At 42.8% G+C, this 12,997-nt stretch carries 7 protein-coding genes, 1 tRNA gene and 1 riboswitch; all 8 genes read right to left on the bottom strand.

Annotated features, from left to right (window positions below; translation table 11 throughout):
- Window positions 1-5 precede the first annotated feature (5 nt).
- Window positions 6-3,137 carry a TonB-dependent receptor gene (locus ABDD94_RS11325; protein WP_345955965.1) on the bottom strand — a complete coding sequence of 1,044 codons (3,132 nt, stop codon included), beginning with the start codon at window positions 3,135-3,137 and terminating at the stop codon, window positions 6-8.
- Between the two features lie 14 nt (window positions 3,138-3,151).
- Complete coding sequence (locus ABDD94_RS11320; RefSeq protein ID WP_345955964.1) at window positions 3,152-5,380, bottom strand: transferrin receptor-like dimerization domain-containing protein; 2,229 nt, start codon at window positions 5,378-5,380, stop codon at window positions 3,152-3,154.
- A gap of 262 nt (window positions 5,381-5,642) precedes the next feature.
- A tRNA-Cys gene (locus ABDD94_RS11315) sits at window positions 5,643-5,714 on the bottom strand.
- A 7-nt stretch (window positions 5,715-5,721) separates the two neighbouring features.
- A complete protein-coding gene (locus ABDD94_RS11310) occupies window positions 5,722-6,336 on the bottom strand; it encodes a TlpA family protein disulfide reductase (RefSeq protein ID WP_345955963.1) in 615 nt (204 codons plus the stop codon).
- Between the two features lie 81 nt (window positions 6,337-6,417).
- A riboswitch (SAM riboswitch) is annotated at window positions 6,418-6,530 on the bottom strand.
- A gap of 335 nt (window positions 6,531-6,865) precedes the next feature.
- Entirely contained in the window at window positions 6,866-8,137 is a 1,272-nt protein-coding gene (locus ABDD94_RS11305; protein ID WP_345955962.1) for an Hsp70 family protein, read from the bottom strand.
- A gap of 573 nt (window positions 8,138-8,710) precedes the next feature.
- The gene (locus ABDD94_RS11300) at window positions 8,711-8,962 is read right to left on the bottom strand and encodes a hypothetical protein (protein ID WP_345955961.1); all 252 of its coding nucleotides are present in this window, start codon (window positions 8,960-8,962) and stop codon (window positions 8,711-8,713) included.
- Window positions 8,963-9,104: 142 nt separating this feature from the next.
- On the bottom strand, window positions 9,105-10,844 hold the full coding sequence (locus ABDD94_RS11295) for an alkaline phosphatase D family protein (protein WP_345955960.1): 1,740 nt from the start codon (window positions 10,842-10,844) through the stop codon (window positions 9,105-9,107).
- 475 nt (window positions 10,845-11,319) lie between these two features.
- A complete protein-coding gene (gene glgP / locus ABDD94_RS11290; RefSeq protein WP_345955959.1) occupies window positions 11,320-12,972 on the bottom strand; it encodes an alpha-glucan family phosphorylase in 1,653 nt (550 codons plus the stop codon).
- Window positions 12,973-12,997: the final 25 nt, after the last annotated feature.

Genomic DNA, 12,997 nt, shown 5'->3' with positions numbered 1-12,997 from the left:
GCTAATTAAAATGAAAGGTCTAAACCAAAGGTGTAAGTTTTTTGAGCAGGGTAACGGTAAAAGGTAACTCCATCAACAGCTTGTTCAGGGTCCATCCCCTTATGATTGTACAAGGTGTATAAATTTTCGCCTCTTCCGTAAACCCTCACATTTTTAAGGCCAATGCGTGTTGCCCACTTTTCGGGCAGGTTGTAGGCAAGACTCACGTTTTTTAAACGGGCATAACTGGCGTCATGTAAAAAACGGGTTGATATACTATTCCAATTTGTTGCAGTAGTAGTTAAGCGTGGCACATCGGTAACAGTGTTTTGGGGTGTCCAACGGTTAAGTATCTCGGTGCTCCAGGTACGGCCTGTATTTTCGCCGGTATGCAAAATCATTACCTCATCTAAATCCAATATTTTACCGCCAATGTTGTAAGCAACTAAGGCATACAGCTCAAATTGTTTGTACCTGATAGTGGTATTCACACCGCCGTATAATTTCGGAAGCGCGCTTCCCGAAAAGTATTGATCAGCTTCGGCATACACACTGGTTGTAGTACGGCCACTTACGGTGCGGTTACCTGAGGCATCGGTTGTGTAAGTGTTTTTATACCAAAGCGGTTTTCCGTTTGCTGGGTTTACCCCGGCCCACTCACGGATATAAAAGTCATATACAGAGCTGCCTACCGTAAGCTTTTTAGTTGACCCTAATTGTCCAACATTACCAGATATGATTTCCTTTTGAGGAAGTTTGGTAATCTTGTTGTTATAGTGACCAAAATTAAAGCTAACGGTCCATTTAACATCCTTGCTAACTATAGGTACTAAATTAATTTGCCCCTCGTAGCCGTTGTTACGCAATGACCCAATATTGTCATCGATGGCAGTGTAGCCTAATGACGGTGCTAAAGGACGACTAAATAGTAAGTCTTTAGAACGACGCTGATATACCTCGAACGTACCGCTGATACGATTATTAAATACGGCAAAGTCTATACCGGCGTTAAAGTTCAAATTGGTTTCCCATTTCAAACCCGGCGTCGGCAATCTTGATGTAACCAGGCCCGCCTGCCCCAAGCTATTGTAAATGGAGTACAGGTCCTGGTAGGCATAGTATCTGCCAAGGTTGTCATTACCTTGTGCACCGTAACTGCTGCGCACCGTAAAAGTGTTCAACCATGACACATTTTTCAAAAAGTTTTCTGATTTGGCATTCCATGATGCACCCAATGACCAGAAATTACCCCACCTTGATTGCGGACTGAACCTTGACGAACCATCGCGGCGGAAACTGGCTGAAAAATAGTAGCGCTGATTGAAGTTATAGTCTAACTTACCTAAAAAGCTCGCCAGTTTGTATTCATCTGAAGTGCCGGTGAAGCTGTTTAACAGGGATGCTGCTGCAGGCTCTTGCTTATCGGCAAAACCAAAGTTACTACGGCTTCCCGATAGGGCTGATATGTTGAGCACATATACTTCCTGCCCTGCCAGCACATTAAAATGGTGTGCATTGGCTACGTTAAATGTATAATCGAGCAGATTATTTATAGTATAGCCTACTGTACGTGCAGCATTTTTACTTACCGATCCGCCACCGGTTATACCCGAACCATAAATGGGATTTGTGTACGATAGGCCGCTACGGTTGTTGTAATCGGTGTTAACGCTGCTTTTTAACTTTAACCCGTCGGTAATATTAAACTGTAAATTTCCGCGTAGTATTAATGCATCCTGTTTGCTGTTGTAGGTATTCAAATCGGCTATACCCAGCAAGTTGTTACCAGTGGCGGCAGCACTGGGTCGGTAGTTACCGAAGTCGTAAATGCGATTACCTGCCGCATCAAGCCTGTAAGAACCATCGGCATTACGCTCATAAACCGGGTAAATGTCTGCTACAAGGCGCCCGAAATTGGCAAAGTTACCCTGGTCACTATCGGTTTGCCGAGGAGAATCCTGATTGGTGCTTGACGCAGCCACATTCACGCCTGCTTCAAACCACTTATTTACTTTTGTATTGTAGTTTACACGGGCATTGTATCTTCTAAAATGTGAACCTACAATAAAGCCTTTATCATCCAGGTATCCACCCGAAACAAAGTAGCGAGAGTCTGCACTCCCACCGCTAATGCCTAAGTCAACCTGCTGCCTGATGCCGGTACGGCTTAATGATTTGCTCCAGTCATCATTCCACAGAGGTACTGCACCCGGTACAATTTTGCCATCTAACCCTACCGGTGTAGGAAATGCGGAGCCGTAAGGATTGATTTTAAGATTACTCACCAGCTCGGTACTGGCAAACTGAGCAGCTTGTTGAGCCGTCTTACCTTGATCGAGCTGATTATTACGTAGCGCTTCCCATTGCAACTCGAAATAATCGTTCGTATTTACAAAGTCGTAATCCTTAACTGCACGTGAGGCAAAGCCGGTATTAGCGTTTAAAGTTACGGTAGGCTTAGCATTGTACTTACCGCGTTTAGTAGTGATAATAATTACACCATTTGCACCGCGCGAGCCGTAAAGTGCACTTGCTGAGGCATCTTTCAGTACAGATATAGACTCAACATCGGCCGTGTTAATGGCGTTGATATTTCCTGAGTATGGAATACCATCAACCACGTATAGCGGATCGCTCGAGGCATTAACGGAACCTATACCGCGTAGCCGGATAGTTGCTTCGCTACCAGGCTGCCCGGCCGATGCCACAGACTGCACACCGGGTACAACACCCTGCAAAGTACGGCTGATGTTTGATACCTGCCGTTTTTCAAGATCGGCAGCGTTTACAACGGATGCCGAGCCAACGTAAGTTGCCTTGTTGGCCGTACCGTAAGCTACAACAACAACTTCGTTCAAATTATTGTTGGCCGCTTTGAGTTGTACAGATAATATATTACCGCTTACCGGTATCTCTTTTGTTTCAAAACCTACATAGGTAAACACCAGCGTATTTTCGCCGCTCTGCAGGTTAATGCTAAACTTACCATCAGGGTCGGTTTGTGTGTTCTTTTTTTGTCCTTTTACATTGACGTTTACACCGGGCAAGGGTTGTGTACTACCCTCCTGCGTTACCGTCCCGCTTATTTTGCGTTCCTGTGCTTGGGCAAAGGATACCCAGCTTACCAGGAAGATGAACAGTAAAATTTTATATTTCATATCTTATTAGGTTGTTATTGAACTTGAGTTATGTTTCCAAGTTTTGTGTTAAGCTGTTCGATAGCCTTGGTAGCTACGGCTATTTGTTGCCTGGCTTCTTCCCAGTTATTCTGTTCAATGGCCTCTCTTATGCCGGGGAGCGTTTTTACGCCATAACCGGTGTAAAAACCGGGCGCGTAAATACTGTGACGATACCATGGTCTCTTAGGAAGCCCTTCTGCAATAAGTAAACTTTTCTCGGCCTGGTAAACTGCGTTGTTGAATTTTGCAGCCAGTTTAGCGTCTTTTAATGCCTGGCCACTTACCCCATTTAGAGCAGTTGCCAATTGCTTGAGCTTTTGTAATGCGTTATCAAACGCTGCAAAATCAAAACTGGGTACCTCTGGCTTCGCAACGGGTAAAATGGATTTATCCTTAGGATCATTAGCCAATTGGTAACTGTTGCTTTTTATAAGCTGGTTTTCGGTACTGTATCTTTCACGTAGCTGTTCGGTAAGTTGTTTAACCTCACCTTCGTACTGGTTAATAACTTTACCCAGGGTTACAAAGTCAAACGGCAACACGTCTGCATTGGCCAGTCGCAACACGGCGCGGCCTGCTGTTTGGGCCAGGGCAACACCATATACAAAGCTGCTGTCTTTAAAACGCACATAATCATCATACGAGTCATAAATGGAATGATAATCACCTCCGCTGTCTTCGCCACCATAACCCAGGTTAAGTGTGGGGATGCCTAAATGCTGTAAAAACGCGGAATAATCAGAACCCGTACCCAATGCCGAAAGCGTGAGCGTATCTTGCTTAAGTATCGCTTTTTGCGCTTTGGCTGATACAGCATGCACAGCATCATTAGCCCGCTTACGTTCAAAAACGCTTACGCGGGTCTGTGGATCCATCACGTCTTTAGCAATTTCGCTGGTGAATACCTCAAGCGCATGCGAACCTCCGGCACCCAAAAAGCCACGGCTGTTGCCATCGGAATTGATATAAGCTACTGCCTTTTCTTTCAGCTCCACAGCATGATCCTCCACCCATTCTGTTGAGCCGAGCAACGATGGTTCTTCGCCATCCCAAGCGCAATAAACCAGTGTACGTTTTGGTTTGTAGCCTGCTTTTACTAAGAGGCCAATGGCCCTCGCTTCTTCCAACTGGGCAGCCAAACCACTTATGGGGTCATCAGCGCCGTTTACCCAGGCATCGTGGTGATTGCCCCGTATTACCCATTGCTCAGGGAATTGGCTACCCTTTATTTTGGCAATTACGTTGTAGGCGGGCACTAAATCCCAGTTATGCTCTATTTTTAAATGAACCTTTGCTTTGCCCGGGCCAACATGATAAGTAATGGGCAGTGCTCCGCGCCAATCTGCCGGTGCAACCGGGCCACCCAATGCAGCAAGCAACGGTTGTGCATCACCATAACTAATGGGTAACACCGGAATCTTTAAAATGGTCTGCGCCTCGCTTTTGTCTAATCTTTTGGCTTTTGCAGTTGCCCCAACATTCGGCGTTAAAGGATCGCCCGGGTAAATAACCATATCCATCACAGAGCCGCGCTGCACGGTCTGGTCATTTTTGAACGGACCTTTAGGATATACCTCGCCCTGGTAAAAACCATCGTCTTTAGGATCTGAATATATTATACAGCCAATGGCTCCATGCTCATAAGCTACTTTTGGTTTAATACCTCTCCACGAGCGGCCATATTTGGCAATTACTATTTTTCCTTTTACATCAATGCCCAGTTTGTTAAGCTGCTCGTAATCATCGGGCAAGCCGTAATTCACATATACCAATTCGCCGGTTACATCACCATCGGCTCCCCAGGCATTATAGGTGGGCAACTGCCCTTCCTGCCCTGATGTGGCATCCTCGGCAACAGCCGGTTCCTTAAGTTTTGCTGTATATCGAGTAGGATAAGTAAGCTCAAGCAATCGCGTTTTCGGCGTTGGAAACAACACTTGGTACGTTTCGATACGAGCATCCCATCCATACTCTTTAAACTTTTGTAAAACGGCTTGTGCTACGGCCTTTCCTCCGGGCGAGCCCAAATGGTGAGGACGTGCAGCCAATTCTTTAATATTATGGCCAATACGCACATTACTTATGTGCTTATCAAAGTCTTTTTCTGCCTGAAGTTGTTTAGTTGCAGCTGCCGCCGTGAAGCCCTTAATGTTTGTGTTTTGTGCGTATGATGTAGCATAACCGGCAAAGCATAACACTGCCAGCATCCTTATTTTTTTCATAAAGAAATTTATATTTAAATAAAAAGAGGGTGAGAACCTGGATCGGTAAGGTTACTCTATAAATAAGACGAGATCAACAGCAACCATTGCTTGTACAAGCAACATCATTCGAAGAGTGGATACAGGCTATTAGTTTAAAAAAGCCGGTTTTAGAGTAAAAATTAAAATTCATAAAATTGTAGATACATTTAAATTGCCTTAGCGCTTTGAAATAATGCCACCGGGTTGCCTACAGCGCCTAAAACTTAATAACCCGATGATGAGGTGTGAGGATGGATTCGAACCACCGTACAAGGTTTTGCAGACCCCTACCTAACCGCTCGGCCACTCCACCATTGCTTTTAAAGCGATGCCTTTAACAAAGGTTTGTTTGCTAAATCGTCTATCACTTTTACCATTTCCGTGAATTCGTTTACGTCGTAAAGCCTCGTCAAAAAAACTATCTTACCACTTTGATCGATAACTACATTACGTGTAACACCAGCTTTTTTATCAGCAAAGCGGCCAAATATATCGGCGCCTGGATCTAAAGCCAAAGGATAGGTTACCTGTATATCCTGGCGAAACTTCTGCACTTTCTCGAGTGGTTCGTCACGGTCTACACCAATAAGCACTACGTTTTTATTCTGGTAAGCCTTCCACACGTCTGTTTCCAAATGCGGCATTTCTCTGCGGCATACGCTGCACCAGCTAGCTGTAAATTGCAATACAACCACTTTGCCGCGTAACTGCTTCAGGGAGGTTTTCTTTCCGTTATCTAACACTAATTCAAAATTGTCGGGCGCCTGGTCTCCTACCTTAACCAGGTATCCTCTGTCTGCATTTGCGGCGGTTGCAACTGGAGATGATTGTTGCGCAGCGCTTTGCGTTTGCGCATTTGATTGAAATGCGGCCGCAACAATTACAGAAGCTGCAAACATTGCTTTGGAAAGAGATTGTAATAGGTAATTTTTCATAATCATATAAGTTGATTGCTCTCAATTTCAAATACTTATACCAGCGAGACTGTAAATGGGCGATGAACAAGCAAAACTTGTATCTTATCATTCTCTCTCATTTGAGGAGCAGGAATTAGCACCTTTTACCTTTTGAGGTGGTATAGGTTGCTAAGACTTCACAGGGCCTTTCCCTCAGTCTTTCTGGATAAGTAAATCAAAGTACGTTATTTAACACTGCAAATATAGCTATATATTTTACATAGTCTATAGATTTAGTAGATAATTTTCAAAATGAAATAAATGTGACACAAAGAAACGTACAAGTTAGTCAGATACAGGCGCAGTTATACCGAATTGTATATGCATAGGGAAGATTGGCCGGCAGTTTCTAAAGGTTCCAAATAAGCCTATTTTTGTGGTAAGTAACGGCTTTGTATTAGCAACTGGGTAATTATGGAACTTGTTGCAATGCGTGGTGACTTCCTTACTAATGCTTATCCTTTTATTACAATTAAGCGTGATGATACTGGATGCTATGATTCAATCATCATTCACCTTCAAATAGATATCCGCTATAAGCCAAACCTGTAGCCACACTTTTAAAATTGTCGCCCGAATTGAGGTTGACGTGAGGAAACTTTTCTTTGAATATGTTTTGAACACTCCCAACCATTGAAGTGCCACCAGTTAAAAAAATACTGTCGACATTGCTGGGTTCTATCTTGTTGTGCGATATAAATTCGTCGAGGTAGTTGGCAATTCGGGTTACGTCTTTGGCAATTATTTGTTCATAAACCGACAGTGGAACATCCTCTTCTATGTCAATATCCATTTCATGGTAAGCGAACCGAGCAGTGTCTGCATTAGAGAGTGTTATTTTGGTTTTCTCAATACACCTGAACACAGAGTAACCCAAGTTGTGTTCAATAAGCGTAATCAGGTTTTTGAATTGCCGGTCTTTCCCCGAAAAGTAATAATAGTCTTCAATATCCTTTTTAATTCGCTGGCCATTAAAAAAGTTCATTTGCTCCCACGAGCATATATTGGCAAAAAGTGATTTAGGCACAGTTAACCGCTTGCCCGGGGTAGCTTCATATTGTGTATGCTTGCCAAAATAGGGCGTACCTTTTTCCCACATAAATGCGGCATCAAAGCTGTCACCTCCTATGTAAATACCACCTGTGGCCATCATGTCGTTCTTCCTGTCTTTGCTCCCCGCTTTCTCTGGATCAAGAACCAAATAAGTAAAATCAGTAGTACCTCCACCTAAATCTGCAACCAGTACATTTTCCTTTTTTTGCAAAGTTCTTTCATAAGCAAAAGCAGCGCCGATTGGCTCAAATTGAAAGCGGACCTCCCTGAACCCTGCCAACTCTGCAGCCTTGCTAAGGCGGGTTTGTGCAAGGGTATCCTTTTGCACGTTATCATCATCAAAGAATACAGGCCTGCCTATAACAGCCTTACGGCAATCCTGGCCAATTAGTTTATCAGCCCGCGATTTTAATTCTTTCAGAATGATGGCCACCAAATCAGATGCGTTGTATCGTTTGTTGTGAATCCGCGTTTCGGTAAAACTGCTTCTGGATAAAATTTGCTTAACCGACTTTATAAAACGCCCGCTCATTTGCTCGTTTAAGTAAGCCGAAATTGCTTCCTGGCCTACTACGTAATCCGGAGCAATGCCCGAGCGCTGCTGTTCATAAAAATAAATAAGCGAGGGAATAATGATGGTATGTTGAATTTCTTTGGTTTCCTCATTGTAGATAGCCAGGGCAGAGTTGGTTGTACCAAAATCAATTCCGTATAAAAACTTATTCATATAAATGCCGCCTTACCAAAAAATTTAAAGGGCGGCGAAAGTATCAAAAAATAAAGTCAAAATGAAATTGCCAGTCTCAAGATTACGCCAAGCTAATCAGGGAGTGGCATGACGTCCATTTAAATTGAACGTAATTTAATTAAAATTGCTTCGATTAATTACATCATGTGCAACAAGTACAAAAATCCATGGCCGAGCACAAAGCCAGTGATCTGTTTAGTGGCAGCTTATAAATTGGCAAAATAGATTTCGAAGGCAACGCACCTGTAGAGGCAATTATATGAGATGCTAATAGGCTTGCCCGAGCTTACGGCAACAAGCTCGATTTACATTTAGGATGTAAAACAGAGAACGCTATAGTTGATACGATGCTTACAGACTATCGTACTTTAAAAAAACTTGTATTAATGTGCTTTTTAATAACCAGAGTTTAACGGCTTTCAACAAACAATGTCTGCCTTCGAGCTCATTAAACTCCGATTAATACTGTCTGCAATTAATAGCTTATCATTAAATTATCCGATTGAGATCTACAATTCACAATACAAGAACATCGCCGGGTTGGATAACGCGTTATTTTGCGTTGTCTTTATTAGGCTTGCTTTCGTCAGTAATACTTTCATTGGCGAAAAATGATTCGTCAATCTTAATTTCCTTGCTAAGCTTCTTGGCTAATCTTTTTGAACTTTTTTCAATGCTTTTTTTGAACTTTTTCGAACCAGGACCAAACTTAGCAGTAACGTTATTTAGTTCTTTAATCAGTACTGACTCAATTTCGTTTTTGGCAGTTTTTTTTGCGCTTTTTAAGGATGACTTGGTTGACATAAAAGTAGCTTCTTGATAAGCGTCAAATCTAAATTATCTGAATGTTACTTCAATATTATGTTTATGTTAACAAACACATGTTAATAAGCGCTTGTATAAAGGCAGATTAACGCCGCCTATTTATAAACATTAGTCATGTTTATTATACTACTACAACACTTTTACCGGTAGTGGTAGCACTATTAACATTATTGATTGTACTTACATACCGCCATTCGGATTTAGCTTCGTTGGCTGTGAAAGTGGCCATAATATATCCGCGTCTTGACGCGTCCAAGTATTCAAGTTCTTCGATAAGTAATGCGTTGGCTTGCTCGAAGCTGGCGACTGTTTGTGGATTACTACCAAATATGGCTTCAAAGCCTGGAGAAGTCACAGAGGCAGTGGCAAACTCAACGCCTGCTTTTTGCCCATTGTTAGCTGTTAAGATTGAATACCATGCATTATGCGTGTCGCCGGCTAATGAAACAAGCTTTTTACCAGCTGCTGAAGCATATACCATTTCACGTTCAGCAGGGTACCCGTCCCAAGCATCTAGATTGTACGGTAACGCATTTTGTACCCTGGCTTTTTCTGCCGCGGTTAAGGTAGGATCATTTTGCAGCATGCGTGATTTGATGGCTACCAGTTGGGTTACCAAGGTGTTGTATTGTGTAAGCAATGTAGCGTCAGTACTCCCGCCGGCTATTTGAGCAACAATCAGCAACAATTCGGCGGGCATAAACATTTTACCCATTAATACCTGGTTTCCCAGAACCTGCCATTTTGCAGAACTGCTATTTAGCTTAGCAGCCAACCAACTTTTTTGCTCAGCGCCCAGTATGCTGCGTTGCGGGTTTTGCCAATCGGTTAAAAACTTTGTTGTATTAAGTCCGGATGCGGTGAGGTAATCCACATAACTAAGTTGTTTATCCCGACCAACTATTCGGGTGTCCAGCATTATTAAGTTGACAAAGCCAGCAAAGTCAAAATTCCGGTAAATTTTGGCATTATCCTGAACGCGAGCCGGTAAATACTCATGCCATACCTGTATTGCACTTAGTTTACGCGTTGCAAAATCACCTTCATTGGCCTGATGATTCTCTGCCCCATCTTTATACGCATCATTTGCCACCTCATGGTCATCCCATACACAAATGAATGGTTTTAACTGATGCGCTTTCTGTAATTGCTCATCGCTACGGTACTGGCGGTACCTTTCGCGGTAGTCTGCCACTTTAAGTATTTCACCAACCGGTTTATGCGCCCGGTTTAAATTGGCCGTTGCTGTACTGGCTCCATACCCGCCGGCCGGGTACTCATAAATGTAATCGCCCAAGTGCACCACCACGTCGGCATCTGACTCGGCTACGGCACCGTAAACATTGAACAAGCCAGCTTGGAAATTAGCACATGATACAACGGCCATCTTCACTTCATTTGCCTGCCCAGCTGCCGGTAACGTTTTAGTTTCGCCAGTTACGGATACCGCCATTGTCTTCTCGTTGCGAAAACGATAGTAATACTTGGTATTTGCCGTTAAGTTACTTACATCTACGTGCACAGTATAATCGCTGGCTGTATCAACCATAACCGACTGACTTACTACTACGTTCTTAAAATCTTTATCTTTAGCTACATCCAGTAATATTGTAGGTTTGGTGACTTCTTGTGCTGCGGGTGTATAACGGGTCCACAAAATAATTTGTGTTTGGCTGGGATCAAAGCTGGCTACGCCTTCTTTAAAACCATGTCCTTCATAGGTCTCCTCGTCGTCGTCATCATTATCCTTTTTACAGCTGGTAATAGCCGATGGTAATAAGACCACACCAGCGCCTGCAATTGCTGCATTGCGTATGAAATTACGGCGGCTGAGTTTTTTGAGTATTTGTTCGTTATTCATTTAGCGAGATTATTTTCACCAATCTATCATTTTTAAATGTGTTCAGTATAAAGCCTTTATAATGCTTGCGTTAATTTGGTGAAAAAGATAGCCGCGCCTGTGTCGGGCATTTTTATAACAATACGTTATACAACCGCTGTAGCATCTTCACATTTGTCGATGTATACTCAAGCGCAGCTACTGATTACCTCCCCCCTATAGCCCTTTGGCAATCAACGCTTCCATTTTAACAAGGTATAGCGCATAGCTTAATACACGGCAAACCGCTACTATACGGCCCATTTTTTACGAACAATAAAATATTACGAAGTTTTTTCTCAGTAGGTGCAATTGTTGTTTCGAGTAGAATAGAGTACCTCATGACTTAAAATTAAAGCGGCCTGGGCAACTACTTGTCATAACCAATTTGATATATTGGTACGGTAAGAATATTAAAGGCTTTGTTGTTTGCCTTCAATACGTTATTGAGGTACTTTTACAATTGGTAAAGCACCCGGTAATATTCATCGGCCATTCGGCCCGATTCAAAAGTAGGCACTACATCTTTGGCAGCCTTCTTTTGTATTTGGAACCATTTGGGTTGGTTATCGTAGTATACCGGTAGCACCTTCTTCTCTAACACATGCATTAAGTTTTCATTTTCTAACCGGCCTTTCTCTTCGGCAGGCAAATGATCATCCGCTGGTTGAATAAGAAAACAGTTTTCCCCATCGGCAGCAAATTCCGGCACCCAGCCGTCGGGCAAGGAAAGATTGATGGCGCCATTCATTGCAGCTGTCATACCACTCGTTCCGGAGGCCTCTCTATACATTGTGGGGTTGTTTAACCATATGTCCGCACCTTTTTTTAGTAAGGCCGACAAGCCAAGTTCGTAACCTGTAAGCACAGCGCAGTTTTTAAATGTCTTAACCCTCGAAATAATATGATTAAACAGATTTATACTATCTGTGTCCCCTGGATAAGGCTTGCCTGCCCATATCAGTTGTATCGGATATTGAGCATTATTTACCAATTTCTCAAATCTTTCCCAATCCCGCATAATCAAATCGGCCCGCTTATAACCTGCAAAGCGCCTGGCCCAAACTACAGTAAGCACATTTTCATCAAACAGTTTACCACACTGGTTCGCTACCTCCTTGAATAAGGTCTTTTTCAGTTCCTTCTTCCGTAATGTGGCCATTGCATTATCTCCATTAGTAAATGCATCGGCAAGCAAAGCATCTACCCAATAATTTTCATTTTGCGCATTAGTTATAGCCGTAATTTCGCAAACACCTTCATTGTTCCCCCACATTTGGGTAGCCACTTCCCTATGTAATTTAGAAACACCGTTAGCCTTTCGCGCAAATTTAAGTGCCGCTAGTGTATAATTAAAGTCATCGCCTTGCATACCTAGAATGTATTTCACTTCATGCACCTGTAAATGATAGAACAACGACATTTCTTTGAGCAACTCATAATTATGTGACTCGTTACCTGCCATTTCAGGCGTATGTGTGGTAAACACTACCCGCTTCTTAACCTCTTCAAGGCTTTTAAACTTAGCATACAGATAAAAGTTGAGTGACACAGAATGGCCCTCGTTCATATGGTAAACCTCTGGTTCTATACCTAATGCATCAAGCAACATGGCTCCGCCAATACCTAAAATAATGGTTTGCGCAATACGGGTAGACTCATTACCATCATATAAACGGTGTGTTATGGACCTGGAAACATCATCGTTTTCTGGAATATCAGTGCTCAGTAAAAATAGTGGCGCTGAGCCAAACGTATCCGGCTTTAGAAGCCAAGCTTTTACGTGTACCGGTGCATCATGTACGGTTACCGTAAAAACTATACCTGTATCTTGCAAAAAAAAGTAGTCCTTTTGAATAAACTCCGACTTCATCAGCGCATTACCATCTCTAACCTGATCGTAGTAACCATATTTCCAAAGTAAACCTATACCCAGTAAATTCTGCTTAAGCTCGTAGGCACTGCGCAAATGCGACCCAGCAAGAAAGCCAAGTCCGCCGCTATAAATTTTCAGTGCCTGATCTATAGCAAACTCCATTGAAAAATAAGCAACCGACGTGTTGTATTTTGGGTCAATTTCGTAGCTGAAAATATCTTGTTTAGTAATCATAGGGGATTTGATGTAGCTGGGGTTT

Source organism: Mucilaginibacter sp. PAMB04168 (assembly GCF_039634365.2).
Lineage (GTDB): Bacteria > Bacteroidota > Bacteroidia > Sphingobacteriales > Sphingobacteriaceae > Mucilaginibacter.
The sequence above is the reverse complement of the archived record's forward strand: the minus strand, read 5'-3'. Positions and strand labels throughout refer to the sequence as shown.